This is a genomic window from Pseudomonas sp. stari2 (genome assembly GCF_040760005.1).
GTDB lineage: Bacteria > Pseudomonadota > Gammaproteobacteria > Pseudomonadales > Pseudomonadaceae > Aquipseudomonas.
The window spans coordinates 2797542-2818214 of sequence record NZ_CP099760.1 but is presented as its reverse complement, the minus strand read 5'-3'; the positions used below and the strand labels follow the sequence as shown (position 1 = coordinate 2818214).

Below are 20673 nucleotides of genomic sequence, written 5' to 3'. Positions count from 1 at the left end.
GGTGGGCCTGGGCCTGCAACGTCAGCGTCTTGACCCGGGCCAGCAGCGCCTCGACGCTGAGCCCGCCGGAGGTGTCGATGCGCAGGGCCAGGGTATTGATGAACAAGCCGATCAGCCCTTCGACTTCCTCGCGACCACGGTTGGCAACCGGCGAGCCGATCACAACGTCCGGCTGGCCGGACAAGCGACTGAGCAACAGTGCCCAGGCGCTCACCATCGTCATATACATCGTCACGCCATGGCGCTGGCTGAGTGCCTTGAGGCCAGCACTCAGCGGTTCGTCGAGCCGGAACTCGACACTGCTGCCGGTGTAATCCTGCTGCGCCGGACGCGGACGGTCGGTTGGCAGCACCAGCAAGGTCGGGGCACCGGCCAGCGTCTGCTGCCAGTAATTGCTCTGCTGCTGCAGCACTTCGCCGCTCAACCAGCGGCGTTGCCAGATCGCGTAGTCGGCGTATTGCAGCGCCAGTGGCGGCAGCGGATCGGCCTCACCCTGGCTGAACGCTTGATACAGCGCCATCAGTTCACGGGTCAGCACGCCCATCGACCAGCCATCGGAGATGATGTGGTGCAGGGTCAGCAGCAACACATGGTGATCGTCGGCCAACCGAACCAGTCGCCCTCGAATCAACGGATCGTTCTGCAAGTCGAACGGTGTCGAGGCCTGTTCACGGATCAACGCCTGCAAGGCTTCGTCGGCCTGTGGATGCTGACGCAGATCCTCGACCCGCAGCAGCAGGCCGCTGTCGACCGCCGCAATCATCACCTGCACGTCATCGTTGTGCGGAACAAAGCGGCTGCGCAGGGTTTCGTGGCGGTCGACGATCCGTGCCAGTGCCTGTTGCAGCGCCGCCTCGTCGAGATGGCCGCGCAAACGCAGGCCCAGCGGAATGTTGTAGGCGGTGTTGACTCCTTCCATCCGCGCCAGGAACCACAGCCGCTGCTGGGCGAACGACAGCGGCAGCGCGCCGTCGCGTGGCACCGGCAACATGGCCGGCTGCGAGCTGCGTCCGGCCTGGGCCAGCACTTCGGCGACCGCTGCCAGTTCGGCATTGGCAAACAAGTCGCTCAGGGCCAGTTCGACACCCAGACGTTGGCGAACCTGGGACACCATGCGCATCGCAAGCAACGAGTGGCCACCCAGTTCGAAGAAGTGATCCCGGCGCCCGACCTGCCCGACCTGCAGCACTTCGCCCCAGATCCGCGCCAACGCGATTTCCAGTTCGCCGTGCGGTGCTTCGTAATGGCGAGTGAACAACGCCGCGCGATCCGGCGCCGGCAAGGCCTTGCGGTCGACCTTGCCATTGGCAGTCAACGGCAATGCATCCAGCCGGACGAACGCTGTCGGCACCATGTACTCGGGCAACTGCGCCAGCAGGCAGGCACGCAGCTCAGCCACCGGTTGCGGTTCGACCTGAGCCTGTTCGGTGTAATAGGCGACGAGGCGCGGCTGGCCGGGCTCGTCTTCACGGGCCAGCAATACCGCTTCCTGAATGCCGGGGAGCTGGTTGAGACGGGTTTCAATCTCGCCCAATTCGATGCGCACGCCGCGAATCTTCACCTGGTCGTCGTTGCGTCCCAGGTATTCGAGGGTGCCGTCGTCCTGCCAGCGCGCCAGGTCACCGGTACGGTACATGCGCCCGCCGTTGAACGGATCGTCGAGAAAACGCTCGGCCGTCAGGTCCGGACGATTCAGATAACCCCGGGCAACCCCGGCGCCCCCGACATACAACTCCCCCGCCACGCCGATGGGCACCGGACGTCGCTGCTCATCCAGCAGATAGACCGTGGCATTGCTCACCGGCCGACCGATGTGCAGCGCCTGCCCGGCTTCGACCTTGCCCGAGGTCGCCACCACCGTGGTTTCGGTCGGGCCGTAATTGTTGATCACATCGAAATGCCGGTGACGACTGAACTGCCGCAGGCGATCCCCGCCGATCAGCAGTGTGCGCAGGGTCGGGTGTTCGAGGTTTTGACTGAAGGCGTATTCGGCCACTGGGGTCGGCAGGAAGCTCACATCCAGCGGTTGCGCGCGCCACCAGTCGAGCAAGGCGTCGATGTCTTCGTTGCCGTCGCGGGCCGGGGCCAGGTGCAGCGTCGCGCCGGCACACAGGGCCGGCCAGACTTCCCAGGCCATGGCGTCGAAACCGAACCCGGCAAGGCTTGACGTGTGACGACCGGCGCACAGGTCGAACGCGCCGCAATGCCAGTCGACGAGATTAGACAGGGTGCGGTGTTCGACCATCACGCCCTTGGGCAGACCGGTCGAGCCCGAGGTGTAGATCACGTAGGCCAGATGTCCGGCGGTCAGGCCCGGCACCTGCGGATCGAGGGCCAGGCTCAGTGGCCAGGTACGACGGTCGAGGTCGATCACCGGGACGTCCAGCGTCGGCAACCGATCGCGCAAATCGCTCTGGGTCAGCACCACCGCCGGGGCACTGTCGCTGAGCAGGTAGCTCAGGCGTTCGGCCGGATGCGCCGGATCAACCGGCACATAACCGGCCCCGGCCTTGAGAATCGCCAGCAGCCCCGCCAGCGTATCCAGCCCGCGGCGGGCGACGATGGCCACGCGGTCATCAGGGCGAACGCCCAGGCTGATCAGATGATGAGCCAGGGCGTTGGCATGCAGGTTCAGCTCGGCGTAGGTCACTTGTTCACCGAGGAATACCGCCGCCACCGCTTCCGGCCGTTCGATGACTTGCGCTTCGAAACGCTGATGAATCGTCAGCCCTTGCGGGTAGTCGGCCCGAGTGGCGTTGAAGCCGCGCAGGATCTGCTCGCGCTCCGCGTCCGGGAGGATCGGCACCTGGCTGACCGGTGAATCCGGCGCCTGCTCCAGCGCAGACACCAGACCGTTCAGGGCGCCGAGCATGTAATCGCACACCCGGTGCGGATCGACTTCAGTGGTGGCGAGCAGGGTCAGGCTGAAGGCGTCGCCCAGGTCGTCGATGCTCAGGGTCAGCGGATAGTTGGTGCGTTCTTCCGAGTGCAGGGTGGTGATGCCTTCCCATGCCGACAGGGTTTGTGCGCTGGCCGATGCAGCGCCATGGCTGTGACGATAATTGAGCAAGGCGCTGAACAGCGGCGTCGGCGCAGCCACGCTGCTGCAGCGCTGGGCCAGCGCCAGCGGCGCGTGTTCATGGCGCATCAATGTGGTGAGGCGCGCGTGGGTTGCCTGCACGGCGTTGCGCACGCTCTGAGCATCGACGTCCACCCGCACCGGCAAGGTGTTGATGAAAATGCCCAGCGCCCGGTCGGTGGCTTCTGCACCTTGCAGGCGGCCCATCAACACTGTGCCGAACACCACGCGTTGCTTGCCGGCAAGCGTGGCCAGCACCTGCGCCCAGGCCAAGTGGAACAGACTGGCCGCACTCACTCCGAGCTGCCGTGCCTGCCCCCGCAGGCGTTGGCCCAAGGCCGGTTCGACCGGCACGCTCAGTTCGGTGATGCCGTGGCCGTCGCCCTGTACATCCTGCAGGCCGAACGGCAAGGTCGGTTCGTCGATATTGCCGAGCATGTCGCGGAAGAACGCCTCGTGCTCGCTCTCATTGACACCCAGCCGCGCCTGCGCCACGTAGTCACGAAACGCGACCGGCCGCCCCAGCAGATTGCCCTGCCCCGTGAGGAACGCGCGCATCTCATGGCGCACCACGTCGAGCGCCGAGTGATCCAGCGCCATGTGATGAAACAGCAGCGTCGCGACCACCCGTTGCCCGGCTTCGTCCCAGGCGTGGGCCAGACGCATCATCGGCGCCTGGCTCACGTCCATGCGGAATTCCCGGGCATCGAAACATTCGTGCAAATGCGTCAGCGCATCACCTTCGGCGTCGATCTCTTCCACCGGCAATTCGGCCTCACGCCAGACCACTTGCAGCGGCGTATCCAGCCCCTCCCAGACCACCGCCGTACGGAGAATGTCGTGGCGATCGATGACGGCTTGCAAAGCCTGAACGAACGCGTCCAAACGTCCGCGATCGGCAAAGGCGAAATGCGCCTGCATCACATAGGGATCGCCCTGGGTGGCGCTGACGTGGTGGTAAAGAATGCCTTCCTGCAACGGCGCCAGCGGGTAGATGTCCTGCACGTTGGCCGCGCCGCCCGGTACATCGTCGACCAGTCGGTCGATGGTCGCCTGATCGAGCTCGGCCAGGGTCAGCATCGCCGGGGTGATGCGCGTGGTGCCGGGTGCAATGACATTGGCCGGCACGTCGACCTGACCGCTCTTGGTCGCTGAATATTGCCCGGCCTTGATCAGCTCGATCAGCGCTGGTTTGTGCTCGCGCAGCAACGCCAGCACCGCCGGGTCGCTCAGCGCCTGTTTGTTGCCCTGTACGCGCAACTGGTCGTCGGTGACCGCTAACTGGATGTCTTTCGCTTTAAGTGTTGCCAACAGTTCGATCACGTTCACAGGACGATCTCCATTCTTTCCGTAATTGCGGCGTATCCGGCCAGGGTCGGTTGTTCGAACAACGCCCTGACCTCGGCTTCCATGCCTTCCTGACGTAACCGGCCGATCAGACTGACCGCCAGCAATGAGTGCCCGCCCAGTTCAAAAAAGTTGTCGTGGCGCCCTACCCGCTCTACGTTGAGCAGCTCGGCCCACAGTCCCGCCAGCAGGATTTCCACTTCGCCGACCGGAGCTTCGTATTCGCGAGTAATGACCGAAGCCTGATCCGGCGCCGGCAAGGCCTTGCGGTCGAGCTTGCCGTTCGGACTCAGCGGCAGCGCATCAAGGTGCACGAACACCGCCGGCACCATGTAGTCCGGCAGGTGCTCCAGCAGATGGCCGCGCAGCACATCGATTTCCAGTCGGGCCCCGGTGTAATAGGCCACCAGGCGTTTGTCCCCCGGCACATCCTCGCGAGCCAGCACCGCTGCTTCCTGCACGCCGCCGATGTCGGTCAGGCGGGACTGGATTTCCCCGAGCTCGATGCGCAAACCGCGGATCTTCACTTGGTCGTCGTTACGGCCCAGGTATTCGATGTTGCCGTCGGCCAGGTAACGGGCGACGTCGCCGGTGCGGTACAGGCGGCCGTTTGGCTGGAACGGATCGTTGAGGAACCGCTCGGCGCTGAGTTCAGGACGATTCAGATAACCCCGTGCTACCTGCACGCCACCGATGTACAACTCGCCGACCACACCTTGCGGCACCGGTTGTTGCTGGGCATCAAGGATGTACATCCGGGTGTTGGCGATCGGTTTGCCGATTGGCGTGTTGTCTGGCGTTTGCTCCAACGGCCCAGCGCAATCCCACGCCGTGACGTCCACGGCCGCTTCGGTCGGACCGTACAGGTTGTGCAATCCAGACCCCGGCAATTGCTGCTTGAAGCGCCGCACCAGACTGCCCGGTAGCGCTTCGCCGCTGCACATCACCTGACGCAAACCGTGGCAACGCGCGGTATCGCCATGGGCAAGGAACACGTCGAGCATCGACGGCACAAAGTGCAGCGTGGTGATGCGTTCTTGCTCGATCACTTCGCTCAGGTACAGCGGATCCTTGTGACCGCCCGGACGGGCCATGACCAGTCGCGCACCAGTCATCAGTGGCCAGAAGAACTCCCACACCGAGACGTCGAAGCTGAATGGTGTCTTTTGCAGCACTGAATCTTCAGCCGTCAGGCGATAAGCGTCCTGCATCCAAAGCAAGCGGTTGACCACCCCGCTGTGCTCGTTGATCACGCCTTTCGGCTGACCGGTGGAGCCCGAGGTGTAAATCACGTAGGCCGTGTGTTGCGGGGTCAGTCCATCGACGTAAAGGTTGTCCGCCGACAACGATTGCCAGGTGTCGTGATCCAGATCGACCACCGGCACCGCGACTTCACCCAGCAACGAGCGGGTCGAACCCTGCACCAGCACCGCCGACGGCGCACTGTCCTCCAGCATGTAGGCCAGTCGCTCCAGTGGATATGCCGGATCCAGCGGCACATAACCGCCGCCGGCCTTCAGAATCGCCAGCAACCCGACCACCATTTCCAGCCCGCGCTCGACGCAAATCGCCACCCGCGCATCCGGGCCGACGCCCAGCCCCCGCAAATGATGGGCCAGACGATTGGCCCGCTGATTCAGCTCGGCATAACTCAGCCGCTGCTCACCGGAAAGCACCGCTACAGCCTGCGGCGACCGCAGGACCTGCGCCTCGAACAAACCATGAATGCTTTGCTGAAGGTCATAACCGACATCGGTCGCGTTGAAGTCCAACAACAGCCGATGCCGCTCTACCCTCTCAAGAACCGGCAAGCGATTCATCGCCTGCGTCGGTGCCTGCTCCAGCGCCTCCACCAACACCATCAACGCCGTTTGCATGTAACCGCAAATCCGCTGCGCGCCAATGTCTGCCGGCACCATGGCAATCAGCGAGAAACCATTGCCCAGGTCATCGATGTTCAGGCTCAGCGGGTAGTTGGTGCGCTCTTCGCTGCTCAAGGTCTCGATGCCCTGCCAGGCCTGAACCACGCTGTCCGCATGCTCGGAACCGTGGCTGTGTCGATAGTTGAGCATCGCGCTGAACAACGGCGACGGCGCCGCGATCCCGCTGCAACGCTGGGCCAGTGCCAGTGAAGCATGCTCATGCCCCAACAGTGCGGTGAGACGCTGATGCGTCGCCTTGACCGCTTCACGCACCGGGGTGTCACCCAGATCAACCCGCAACGGCAAGGTGTTGATGAACATGCCCAGTGCACGGTCGGCTCCCTGGCCGCCTTGCATCCGGCCCATCAGCACGGTGCCGAACACCACGTTGTCCTGCCCGGAGGTCGCCGCCAATACCTGGGCCCACGCAAGGTGGAACAGGCTGGCCACGCTGATGCCCATCTGCCGTGCCTGACTGCGCAGGCGCAGGTTCAGGCCGCTGTCGAGTACCTGCTGCACTTCCTCGATGCCGCGTCCGTCGCCGCGCACATCGCGCAGGCTGAACGGCAGGGTCGGCTCGTCGATGTCACCGAGCATGTCGCGGAAAAACGCTTCGTGCTCCTGTTCGGAAACACCCAGCCGAGCCTGCGCCACGTAATTGCGATACGGCACCGCCGCCGGCAACGGCTCATCAGCCCCGCGCAGGTAAGCCTGCATTTCATGGCGCACCACTTCCAGCGCGGTATGGTCGAGCACGATGTGATGGAACAGCAGCATCGCTACCACCCGGCCACGGGCCGGATCCCGGGCATACACCAGACGCAGCAACGGCGCCTGGGCGATGTCGAGGCGGTAATGCCGGGCATCGAATCGGGCGTGCAACTGTTCAAGGATGTCGCCGGCCGCAGGGTCCAGCACGACCTCCTGCACCACCAGTTCAGCCTGACGCCACACAACTTGCACTGGCACGCTCAAGCCTTCCCACACCACACCCGTGCGCAGCACGTCATGGCGGTCGATGACCTGTTGCAATGCCGCACTGAAACGCTGCACACGTTCAAGACTGTCGAACGCGATACGCGATTGCAACAGGTAGGGATCGCCTTCTCCCGCACTCAAGTGGTGGTAAAGAATGCCTTCCTGCAACGGCGCCAGCGGATAGATGTCCTGCACGTTGGCGGCGCCGCCCGGGACGCTGGACACCACGCGGTCGATGGCGGCCTGATCCAGCGTGACCAGCGTCAGCATCTCTGGAGTGATGCGGGAGCAATCGACCGCGATGCCGTTGGCCGGCACTTCGATTTCGCGACCGCTGCCCACGGCCGCAGCCAGTGCGGCCAGGGTCGGCTGACTGAACAGCACGCGCACATCGGTACTCAGGCCGATCTGGCGCATGCGTTCGATCAGGCTCACCGCCAATAGCGAGTGACCGCCCAGCTCAAAAAAGTGATCGTGACGTCCAACCCGCTCGACGTTCAGCACCTCTACCCACAACCGGGCCAGGGCGATTTCGGTTTCGCCAAGCGGAGCCTCGTAGTCGCGCACCAGCACCGACTCGGCGCCGGGAGCCGGCAACGCCTTGCGATCCACCTTGCCGTTGGGGCTCAGTGGCAGGCTGTCGAGCGCCACGAAGGCCGACGGCACCATGTAGTCCGGCAGGCGTGCGAGCAAGTGTTCGCGCAACGCCTCGATCCCCGGTTGCCCGACCTCGGCGTGCCAGGTGAAGTACGCCACCAGACGTTCTTCACGCACCAGCACCACGGCTTCACGCAGGGCCGGATGGCTCAGCAATTGCGCTTCGATTTCACCCGGTTCAAGGCGCAGACCACGCAGCTTGACCTGGAAGTCGTTGCGCCCGATGAATTCGAGCTGGCCATCGGCGCGGTAGCGCACCAGGTCGCCCGTGGCATACAACCGATCGCCGGCCACGAACAGGCTCGGGATGAACCGTTCAGCCATCAACTGCGGCAGCCCCAGATAGCCCCGCGCAACCCCGGCACCGCCAATGAACAACTGACCGATGACGCCCATCGGCACCGGCCGCTCGGCGGCATCCAGTACATACAGACGGGTGTTGTTGATCGGCCGTCCGATCGGCAAGACGCCGTCCGGCACCGGCATCGACGGTTCCAGCGTCCACACCGTGCTGTCGACCGTAGCTTCGGTCGGGCCGTAAACGTTGTGCAAGCGCACCTGCGGCAGACGCTCGCGCACAAGGCGCGCCAGCGCCGGTGTCAGGTCGCCGCCACCACAGAACACATCGGTGAGACTGCTGCACTGGCTGACATCGTCCTGTTCAAGGAACTGTTGCAGCAACACCGGCACAAACTGGATCACGCTGATCCGCTGCTCACGAATCACCTGCACCAGATACACCGGCTCGCGGTGTCCTTCTGGACGCGCCAGCACCAGCCGCAGCCCGGTGCTCAACGGCCAGAACAGCTCCCAGACCGAGGCATCGAAACTGAACGGGGTTTTCTGCAACAGTGCGCCGTCCGTCACGACGGGACACAGCTGCGAACTCCAGTGCAGCAGGTTGCCGACGCCGCGATGCTCGACCATCACGCCTTTCGGCGCCCCGGTAGAGCCGGAGGTGTAGATCACATAGGCCAGGTTCGAACCACTCAGGCCCGGTACTTGCGGGTTGTCTTCCGGGTTGAATGTCCAGTGATCCTGATCCAGATCGATCACCAGCGCCGTGCTTTCGTCAAGCAATGCGCGAGTCGCCCCATGCACCAGCACCGCCACCGGGGCGCTGTCCTTGAGCATGTAGTCCAGACGCTCCGCCGGGTACGCCGGGTCCAGCGGCACATAGGCACCGCCCGCCTTGAGGATGCCGAGCAGCCCGACCATCAGTTCCAGCCCGCGCTCGACGCAGATTGCCACACGCGAATCCGGCCCCACGCCCAGTTCGCGCAGGTGATGGGCCAGACGGTTGGCCTGAGCGTTGAGTTCGGCGTAGGTCAGCCGCTGTTCGCCGGCCTGCAACGCGATGGCTTGCGGCGTGCGTTGCACTTGCGCTTCGAAGAGTGCGTGAACGGTTTGCTCCAGATTGTCTGCGGTGTCGGTGACGTTAAGGTCGTACAGCACCTGCTGACGTTCTGCGCCTTCAAGGATCGGCAAGCGATTCAGTGGCTGATCCGGCGCCTGTTCCAGGGCATCCGCCAGTTTCTCCAGCGCGGTCTGCATGTAGTCGCAGATCCGCTGTGAACCAATGTTCGCCGGGGTCATGGCCGTGAGCACAAAACCGTTGCCCATATCATCGACGCCCAGACTCAGCGGATAGTTGGTGCGCTCCTCGCTGCTCAGGGTCTCGATGCCTTGCCAGGCCTGACGCAGGTTTTGCTGCTGCGCCTCGTCGGCGCTGTGCCGGTAGTTGAGCATCGAACTGAACAGCGGCGACGGCGCGGCCACACCGCTGCAACGCTGGGCCAGCGCCAGCGAAGCGTGCTCATGACCGAGCAATGCGCTCAGGCGCGCATGCGTCGCCCGAGCCCCTTCGCGCACCGGGGTTTCACCAAGATCGACCCGCAGCGGCAAGGTGTTGATGAACATGCCCAGCGCCCGGTCGGCCCCTTCGCCGCCTTGCATCCGGCCCATCAGCACCGTGCCGAATACCACCCGTTCCTGCCCGGACGTCGCCGCCAGCACCTGCGCCCACGCAAGGTGGAACAGGCTGGCCACGCTGATGCCCAGTTGCCGGGCCAGGCTGCGCAGACGCTGACCGGTTGCAGCTGTCAGGGCCTGTTGCGTTTCCTCGATGTCGCGACCGTCGCCTTGCACATCCTGCAAGCCGAACGGCAAGGTCGGCTCGTCGATGTCGCCGAGCATGTCGCGGAAGAATGCTTCGTGGTCCTGCTCGCTGACACCCAGCCGCGCCTGCGCCACATAATTGCGATAAGGCACCGCCGCGCCCAGCGAGGCTTCGCGCCCTTGCAGGCAGGCGAGCATTTCGTGCTGCACCACGTCCAGTGCGGTGTGATCCATCACCACATGGTGGAACAGCAACATCGAGACCACCCGGTCATGGGCCGGATCACGGGCATACACCAGACGCAGCAACGGTGCCTGACTGATGTCGAGGCGGTAATGACGGGCATCGAAACGCCCGTGCAATTGCTCGAGGATGTCGCCCTGTGCAGGGTCGAGCACAATCTCCTGCACCGCCAGTCCGGCGTGACGCCACACCACCTGCATCGGCGCGGCCAGCTCCTGCCAGATCACCGCCGTGCGCAGGATGTCGTGGCGGGCAATGACCTGACGCAGCGCCGCCGCGAACGCTTCCACACGCTCGACGCTGTCGAAGGCCAGCCGCGATTGCAGCAAATAAGGATCGCCCTGTTCGGCACTCAAGTGGTGATAAAGGATGCCTTCCTGCAACGGCGCCAGCGGATAAATGTCCTGCACGTTGGCAGCGCCGCCGGGCACTGTGGCAACGATGCGGTCGATGCTCGGCTGATCCAGTTCCGCCAGGCTCAGCAAGTCCGGGGTGATATGGGTGCAATCAGCAGGAATGCGGTTTGCCGGTACTTCGATCTCACGACCGCTGCCCACCGCAGCGGCCAGCGCAGCCAGCGTTGGCTGGCTGAACAGCACACGCACGTCGGTGTTCAGGCCGATCTGGCGCAGACGTTCGATCAGGCTGACGGCCAGCAGCGAATGGCCGCCCAGTTCGAAGAAGTTGTCGTGGCGACCGACCTTTTCCAGTTTCAGGACGTCGGCCCAGATCTGCGCCAGTGCGGTTTCCACCGGGCCTTGCGGAGCTTCGTATTCACGGCTGAGCCAGGCGTTCTGATCCGGTTCCGGCAAGGCCTTACGGTCGAGTTTGCCGTTGGCGGTCAGCGGCAAGGCGTCGAGTCGCACGTAAGCTGCCGGGATCAAGGCTTGCGGCAGAAGCGTTTGCAGATGATTACGCAGGGCTTCGATATCGGCCGGTGCACGCTCGGTGAACCACGCCAGCAACTGCCCGTCGCGCACCAGCGCCACGGCGTCCTGCACCGTCGGATGGCTGGCCAGCGCGGCTTCGATTTCCCCCAGTTCGACCCGCACGCCGCGCAGTTTCACCTGATCGTCGTTGCGGCCCAGGTATTCAATATTGCCGTCCTTCAACCAGCGTGCGAGGTCGCCGGTGCGGTACATCCGCGCCTGCGGCTGGTCGCTGAACGGATCGGCGAGGAAGCGTTCGGCGGTCATTTCTGGACGGTTCAGGTAACCCCGCGCCACGCCGGCGCCTGCGACGTACAACTCCCCTGTCACACCCACCGGCACCGGGCGTTGCTGCTCATCCAGCAGATAGATGCGGGCGTTGGCCATCGGCCGGCCGATGTGCAGCGGCTGACCGACTTCGACCGGCCCGGAGGTAGCGACCACCGTGGCTTCGGTCGGGCCATAGTTGTTGATCACCGCAAAGCTCTGCGCACGGTTGAACTGGCGCAGCTTGTCGCCGCCGATCAGCAAGGTGCGCAGGGTCGGGTGTTGCAACTCGCGGCTGAAGGCGTATTCGGCCACCGGGGTCGGCAGGAAGCTGACTTGCAACGGCTGCGCCCGCCACCAGTCGAGCAATTCGTCCAGGTGTTCATTGCTCACTGATTCCGGTGGCAGGTGCAGGGTCGCGCCGACGCACAGCGCCGGCCAGACTTCCCAGGCCATCGCATCGAAACCGAACCCGGCAACGCTGGCGGTGTGGCTGCCGGCGTGCAGGTCGAAGGCTTCGGCGTGCCAGTGCACGAGGTTTTCCAAAGTCGCGTGTTCGACCATCACGCCTTTCGGCTGGCCGGTGGAGCCCGAGGTGTAGATGACGTACGCCAGATTTGCCGGGGTCAGGTACGGCAGTTGCGGGTTGCTGTCGGGCAGGTGTTGCCAGGCGTCGCTGTCCAGATCGATCACCGGCATCATGCCCGGCAGATCCCGGGTCGAGGCCTGGACCAGCACGGCCACCGGATCGCTGTCCTGCAACAGGTAGGCAATACGCTCCGCCGGATGCGCCGGATCCACCGGCACATAACCGGCGCCAGCCTTGAGGATCGCCAACAGCCCGACCAGCATCTGCGGGCCGCGACGCACGCAAATGGCGACGCGGTCGTCCGGTTGCACGCCGAGGCCGATCAAGTGATGGGCCAGTTGATTGGCGCGTTGATTGAGCTGCCCGTAGGTCAGTTGTTGCGCGCCCTGAATCACGGCGAGGGCATTCGGGTAACGCTGGGCCTGGGCCTCGACCAATGAGTGAATCGTTGCACCACGGGGATAGGCCGTGACCGGGGGGTTGAAGCCCTCGACCAGACGTTCCAGTTCCGCAGTCGAAAGGATCGGCAAGCGGTTCAACGGTTTTTGCGGCGTCTGTTCCAGCGCCTGCACCAGTTGTTCCAGCGCGGTGTGCATGTAACTGCAAATCCGTTGCGCACCGATCTGGCTGACGGCGAGAGCCGACAAGGCAAACCCTTCACCCAGATCGTCCACGCTCAGGGTCAGCGGGTAGTTGGTGCGCTCTTCGCCACCGAGTTTCTGCACGCCCTCCCAGATGCCCTGGCCGTTCTGCGACGGCTGCGCGGGGGCGCTGTGACGGTAGTTGAACAAGGCGCTGAACAGCGGCGACGATGGCGCGACACCGCTGCAACGCTGGGCCAGCGCCAGCGAGGCATGTTCATACCCCAGCAGCGCGGTCAGTCTCGCATGAGTTGCCTTGACCCCGTCCCGCGCACCGACGCCGACATCGATGCGCAGCGGCAGGGTGTTGATGAACACCCCCAGCGCCCGGTCGGCGCCGTCGCCGCCCTGCATCCGCCCCATCATCACCGTGCCGAACACCACATCGCGGCGGTTCGACAGCACGCCCAGCACTTGCGCCCAGGCCAGGTGCATCAGGCTGGCGGCACTCACGCCCAGTTGCCGTGCCTGTTCACGCAGACGCACATTGAGCTCGGCCGCTACCGGTTGTAGCGCTTCTTCGATGCCATGACCGTCGCCCTGCACATCCCGCAGCCCCAGCGGCAGGGTCGGCTCGTCGATGTCGCCGAGCATCTCGCGGAAAAACGCTTCGTGTTCCTGCTCGCTGAGCCCCAGGCGCGCCTGGGCCACATAGTTGCGATAGGGAATCGGCGCTGAAAGGTGGTCGATCTCACCGAACATCACACCGCGCATTTCATCGACGATCACTTCCAGCGCGGTGTGATCGAGAATCAGGTGATGAGACAGCAGGATCGCCACCACACGCTGCTGCTTCGGATCTTCGGCATACACCATGCGCAGCAGCGGCCCCTGGCTGATGTCGAGGCGGTAGTGACGGGCATCGAAGCGCTCGTGCAACTGTTCAAGGATGTCGCCGTTTGCTGAATCCAGCGCGACGTGCTGAACCACCAGTTCGGCGTGGCGCCACACCACTTGATGAGGCGTCGCCAGGCCTTCGTGGACAACGCTGGTACGCAGGATGTCGTGGCGTGCGATGACCTGCTGCAAGGTGTCGGTGAAGGTGCGCAGGCGCTCGACACTGTCGAAGGCCAGACGCGATTGCAGCAGGTACGGGTCGCCCTGCTCCGCGCTCAAATGGTGATAAAGGATGCCTTCCTGCAGCGGCGCCAGCGGATAGATGTCCTGCACGTTGGCGGCGCCGCCCGGCACCGTGGCGACGATCCGGTCGATACCGGCCTGATCCAGTTCGGTCAGGCTCAGCAGGTCCGGGGTGATGTGAGTGCAATCAGCAGGAATACGGTTGGCCGGCACTTCGATTTCGCGACCACTGCCCACCGCTGCCGCCAGCGCGGCCAGGGTTGGCTGGCTGAACAGTACGCGCACGTCGGTGCTCAGGCCGATCCGTCGCAGGCGCTCGATCAGGCTCACCGCCAGCAGCGAATGGCCGCCCAGTTCGAAGAAGTTGTCGTGGCGACCGACCTTTTCCAGTTTGAGGACATCTGCCCAGATTTTCGCCAGTGCGGTTTCCACCGGGCCTTGCGGAGCTTCGTATGCCTGGCTGAGCCAGGCGCCCGGAGCCGGCAGCGGCAAGGCTTTGCGGTCGACTTTGCCGTTGTTGTTCAGTGGCAAGGCGTCGAGCTGCACCCAGGCCGAGGGCACCATGTATTCCGGCAGGCGTGCCTGCAATTGTTCGCGCAGACTGGCGCTGTCGACGCCTTCATCGGCCGTGAAATACGCCACCAGACGCAGCGGTTCCTGGCCGTCCTGACGGGCCAGCACGATGGCTTCCCTGACCCCTTCGCAGCTCTGCAGGCGGTTTTCGATTTCTCCGAGTTCGATACGGAAACCACGGATTTTCACCTGATCGTCGTTGCGCCCGATGCATTCCAGTTGCCCCGGTGCCAGCCAGCGTGCGAGGTCGCCGGTGCGATACAGCAGCGCTCCTGGCTGATCACCGAACGGGTCTTGCAGGAATTTCTCGGCAGTCAGATCCGGGCGATTCAAGTAGCCCAGCGCCACGCCTTGCCCGCCGATATACAACTCGCCGGTCACGCCCATCGGCACCGGTTGCTGACGGGCGTCGAGCACGTAGACCTGGGTGTTGGAGATCGGCCCGCCAATCGGCACGCTGTCGGCATCTTCTGCCACTTCACGCACTTCAAACGTCGTGGCGTAAGTGGTGGTTTCGGTCGGGCCGTAGCAGTGGACGATGCGCAGCTCCGGCGCCTCGGCCAGCAAGCGGCGGAAGGCTGCCGGATCGGCGCGTTCGCCACCACAGAGCACGATGCGCAGGCCCTTCAGTGCCTCGGGGATCAACTGCACGTACTGGTTGAACAACGCAGTGGTGACAAACAGGATCGTGACGCCCGAAGCCGCCAATGTCTGTCCGAACACGTTTGGATCAAGCAAGGTGTCGTGATCGATCACCACCACGCGCCCGCCATTGAGCAACGGTCCCCAGACATCCATGGTGCTCGCATCGAACGCCGGGTTGGAGGCGAACGCCACGCGATCCTGCGGATTGAAATCGGCATAACCGTTGTTGATTACCAGCCGGCCGATGGCCCGGTGCGGCACCATCACACCTTTCGGTGTACCAGTGGAGCCGGAGGTGTACATGATGTAGGCCACGGATTCCGAAGACTGCGGCAGGTCCGGGTTGTGCGTCGGTTGCGCGTCGAGTTTCAGCGCATCGAGATCGATCCGGCGTACGTCGTAATCAACCGTTTCAGTGCTCAAGGTCAACAGCGCTTTCGCTCCGCAATCCTCGACCATAAACGCCTGACGCTCGGCCGGCGCGTTGATGTCCAGCGGCACATAAGCCGCCGCGCATTTGCCGATCGCCAGTTGCGCGACCAGCAGATCCAGCGAACGCGGCAGCAGGATCGCCACAGGGTCGCCCGGCTGTACGCCCTGCCCGATGAGATGATGGGCCAGGCGATTGGCCCATTGATTCAGTTCTTCATAGCTCAACGCGGTGTTGCCATGCGCCGCAGCCACAGCTTGCGGATGCCGTTTCACTTGCTGCTCAAACAGACCGTGAACCGTCGAGTCCGACGGATAATCCCGCTGGGTCGCGTTGAACCCGACCAGCAACTCCCGCCGCTCTTCCGGAGGCAAAATCGTCAACTGATCGACGCCCAGTTGCGGCGTCCACTCCAGTGCCTGCACCAGACTGTCGAAAGCAATATTGATGTACTCGCAGACCCGCGCACCATCGATGCCCGGCACCGCTTGCACACTTAGACGCAAACCTTCGCCAAGGTCGTCGACGCTGACCACCAACGGATAGTTGCTGCGCTCGCGGGAGCTGAGCAATTCAATGCCGTCCAGGGTCAGGCCGGCAGCCTGCGGTGCGCTGTGGCGATAGTTGAGCAACGTGCCGAACAGCGGCAACGCCCCCGAAATCCCGCTGCAACGCTGGGCCAGTGCCAGTGACGCTTGCTCATGCGCGAGCAATTGCGCCAGCCGTTCATGGGTGGCGAGCACGCTGTCGCGCACCGCCGTGGCGGTCACGCTGACGCGCAGCGGCAAGGTGTTGATGAACAGGCCCAACGCCCGGTCCGCGCCCTCGCCGCCCTGCATCCGACCCAGCAGCACCGTGCCGAACACCACCTCGTCCCGGCCGGAAATCTGCGCCAGGACCTGCGCCCAGGCCTGATGCGCCAGACTCGCCACGCTGATGCCGAGCCGCCGTGCCTGCTCGCGCAGACGCAAGGCCAGCGCGGTGTCCAGCGTAAGTTGGCTGTCGACCACCGCGCTGCCGTCGCCGTGCACGTCCTGCACGCCGAACGCCAGGGTCGGCTCGTCGATGTTGCCGAGCATGTCGCGGAAAAACTCTTCATGCACCTCGACATCCGCGCCGAGTCGGGCCTGCGCGACGTAGTTGCGGTACTGCACCGGGGTCGCCAGTTCGGCGGCGTGACCGTGCAGCACGCTGTTCATCTCGCTCACCAGCACTTCCAGCGCGGTGTGATCGAGCATCAGGTGATGCATCAGCAGGATGCCGACCCAGCGCTTGTGCTGCGGATCCTCGGTGTAGGCAAAACGCATCATCGGTGCGCGGCCCAGATTCAGACGGTAGTGACGCGGGTCGAAACGCGCCTGCATCTGTTGCAACACGTCACCTTCCAGTGCTTTGTCATCCACCCGCTCAAGCGCCAGTGGCGCCGCACGCCAGACCACTTGCACTGGCTCTTCGAGGCCTTCCCAGACCACGCTGGAGCGCAGGATGTCATGGCGCGCGATCACCACGTTGACGGCACGGACGAACGCCTTGATCGACTTGATCCCGTCAAACACGAACTGCGCCTGCAACACGTAAGGATCACCGGTCGTCGCCGCCATGTGGTGATACAGAATCCCCGCCTGCAAAGGTGCCAGAGCGTAGATGTCCTGCACGTTGGCGACGCCACCGGGGACACTTTCAACGATCCGGTCGATGCCGGCCTGATCGAGTGAGGCCAGAGGCAGCATGTCTGGCGTGATGTATCGGCAATCAGGGGTGATGCGATTGACCGGTACTTGAACACCGGACGACTCGCCCAGGGTTGCCGCCAGTCCCGCCACGGTTGGCCGGCCGAACAGGACCCGCACGTCGCAGCTCAATTCCTGCTGGCGCATGCGCTCCACCAGTTTCACCGCCAGCAAGGAATGGCCGCCCAGTTCAAAGAAATTGTCGTGTCGACCGACCTGCTCGACGTTCAGCAGGGTCTGCCAGATCTCGGCGATTCGGCATTCCACATCACCGACCGGTGCCTCATACCTGCGCAGCAACTGGCCGCTTTGATCCGGTGCCGGCAAGGCCTTGCGGTCAAGTTTGCCGTTGGGACCAAGGGGCATGGCGTCGAGATGGACGAATGCCGTCGGCACCATGTATTCCGGCAACTGCTGCAGCAGATGGTTGCGCAGTACACCGATGTCCAGCGGCTTGCCGCTGTAATACGCCACCAGCCGTGGATCGCCGGCCAAGTCTTCGCGCACCAGCACTTCGGCGGCGAGCACGGTGTCGAGTTGCATCAGCCGCGCCTGGATTTCCCCGAGTTCGATACGCAAGCCGCGAATCTTCACCTGATCGTCGTTGCGACCGAGGTATTCGAGGTTGCCGTCGGCCCGATAGCGGCACAGGTCGCCGGTGCGGTACAGCCGCGCGTTCGGCTGATCGCTGAACGGATCGTCGAGGAAACGCTCGGCGGTGAGCGACGCAAGATTCAGGTATCCACGCGCCACCTGCACGCCACCGATGTACAGCTCGCCGGCCACGCCCAGCGGCAGCGGTTGCAGTTGGTCGTCGAGAATGTACAAACGGGTGTTGCTGACGGGACGGCCGATGGGCAGCAAAATCTCTGGCACCAGCATCGACGGCTCCAGCGTCCACACCGTGCTGTCGACCGTGGTTTCGGTCGGGCCGTAGACGTTATGCAAGCGCACCTGCGGCAGACACTCGCGTACTTGACGGGCCAACGCCGGCGTCAGCTCGCCGCCGCCACAGAACACATCCGTGAGGCTGGTGCATTGGCTGACGTCTTCCACGTCGAGGAACTGTTGCAGCAGCGCCGGCACGAACTGGATCACGCTGATGCGCTGCTCGCGCACCACTTGCGTCAAGTACGCCGGTTCGAAGTGCGCGTCGGGGCGCGCCAGTACCAGACGCAGACCCGATGTCAGCGGCCAGAACAGCTCCCAGACCGAGGCGTCGAAACTGTAAGGGGTTTTCTGCAACAGGGCGCCGTCCGCCACGGGCGGGCACACCTGCGAACTCCAATGAAGCAGATTGCCCAGGCCACGGTGCTCGACCATCACCCCTTTCGGCGTACCGGTGGAACCCGAGGTGTAGATCACGTAGGCCAGGTTCGAAACATTCAGGCCCGGCACCTGAGGGTTTTGATCGGGGTAGTCCTGCCAGTGATCCTGATCGAAATCGAGCAACGGCACGCTACCCGCCTCAAACAGCGCCCGGGTCGCGCCGTGCGCCAGCAGCGCCATCGGAGCACTGTCCTTGAGCATGTAATTCAGACGTTCCGCCGGGTACGCCGGATCCAGCGGCACGTAAGCGCCGCCGGCCTTGAGAATGCCCAGCAGGCCGATCACCAGTTCCGGCCCGCGTTCGACGCAGATCGCCACCGGCGTATCCGGCCCGACACCCAGCTCACGCAACCGGTGAGCCAGGCGATTGGCCCGGGTATTGAGTTCAACATACGTCAGTGATTGGGCATCGGCCTGCAATGCAACGGCCTGCGGCGAACGCTCGACCTGAGCCTCGAACAGGCCATGAACGGTCTGTTGCAGATCGAGCTCGACGCGGCTGTCATTGAAGCCCAGCAACAATTGCTGACGCTCGGCCTCCGGCAAAATCGGCAACTGGTTGATCAGCGTCTGGGGCGATTGCTCCAGGGCATCGAGCAAGGCGTCGAGTGCGGTTTGCACATAGGCGCAGACCCGTTCGGCACCGATGCTGGTCGGGGCGATGGCGGACAACCGGAAACCACTGCCCAGGTCATCGACGCTCAGGGTCAACGGATAGTTGGTCGGTTCCTTGCCACTCAGAACCTGGACGCCGGGGGCCAGTTCGATCACCGCGGCAACATCACCGACAGCGCTGTGACGGTAATTGAGCATGGCGCTGAACAACGGCGTCTGCGCATTCAACGCGCTGCAACGCTGGGCGAGTGCCAGCGAAGCCTGTTCATGGGCGAGCAAGGCGCTCAGCCGTCGGTGCGTGGCGAGCACGCCGTCGTGGACGCTTTGCGCACCGACATCAACCCGCAGCGGCAAGGTGTTGATGAACATGCCCAGCGCCTGCTCACCACCGTCGCCCGCCTCCATGCGCCCCAGCAACACGGTGCCGAACACCACCGAGGTGCGCCCGGACAATTGGCCCAACACCCGCGCCAGTGCCAGGTGCATCAGGCTCGCCACGCTCACGCCCAGTTGCCGTGCCTGCGTGCGCAGTCGCAGGTTCAATTCGTCGCTGAGCGTCAGTTGCGCGTCTTCGAAGTCCTGTCCGCCGCCCTGAACATCCTGCAATCCCCAAGGCAATGTCGGCTCGTCGATATCGCCGAGCATCTCGCGGAAGAACGTTTCGTGGGCCTGCTCATCGAGCGCCATGCGCGCCCGCGCCAGGTGATTGCGAAACGGCACCGCAGGCGCGACGTGTTCGCTTTGCCCTTGCAGCCAGGCCTGGATTTCCCGGCGCACCACGTCCAGCGCGACGTGGTCGATGATCATGTGATGGAACAGCAGCAACGCAACGATCCGCCCCTGCGCCGGATCCCGTGCATAGACCAGGCGCAGCAGCGGCGCCTGTTGCAGATCGAGGCGCAGGTGGCGGGCGTCATAACGCGCCTGCAACTGACTGAACACGTCCGTGGACGTGTCGGCTTCCACCTCTTCGCAGACCAGCGGCGCCTGGCGCCAGACCACTTGCACCGGTTCGTCCAGGCGCTCCCAGACAAACGAGGTGCGCAGAATGTCGTGACGATCGATCACCCATTGCAAGGCCTGGGCAAACGCGTCGAGGCGCTCGTGACTGTCGAACGTGAACTGCGCCTGTTGCACATACAGATCGCCTTCGCCAGCCGCGAGGTGCAGATACAGCATGCCCTCCTGCAACGGCGCCAGCGGATAGATGTCCTGCACATTCGCCACGCCGCCCGGCACGGTGGCGACGATGCGGTCGATGGCTGGCTGATCCAGTTGCACCAGCGGCAGCATGTCCGGGGTGATGCGCAGCGCCGGGCTCGACCAGTCGCCGCCATGGCTCGCCACCAGTTCCAGCAACTGCGCCTTGTGTTTGGCGAGGCTGTCCCAAAGCGCGTCGTCCAGCGCCTCGTCGTCGCCCAGAATGACCAGGTCTTCATCGTCCTGTTGAAGGCGGATCGCATGGGTGGAAATAACAGCCATCAGCTCGCGAAATTGCAT

Annotated in this window: 2 protein-coding genes (1 of these 2 cut by a window edge); both read right to left on the bottom strand. The window is 64.1% G+C overall.

Translation table 11 applies throughout. The features are described 5' to 3' along the window. A protein-coding gene (locus NH234_RS12825; protein ID WP_367256798.1) for an amino acid adenylation domain-containing protein crosses the window boundary here: on the bottom strand, positions 1-4408 show its beginning. Its footprint begins 10241 nt before the window's first position; 4408 of the gene's 14649 nt are visible here — the first part of the coding sequence; its start codon is at positions 4406-4408; the stop codon falls past the left edge of the window. After that, positions 4405-20673, bottom strand: a complete 16269-nt coding sequence (locus NH234_RS12820) for an amino acid adenylation domain-containing protein (RefSeq protein WP_367256797.1) — start codon at positions 20671-20673, stop codon at positions 4405-4407. The genes NH234_RS12825 and NH234_RS12820 overlap by 4 nt, the downstream gene beginning before the upstream one ends.

Excerpts from the sequence above, each read along its gene's own strand:
- NH234_RS12820 (WP_367256797.1), bottom strand. The coding sequence starts at position 20,673 with ATGCAATTTCGCGAGCTGATGGCTGTTATTTCCACCCATGCGATCCGC.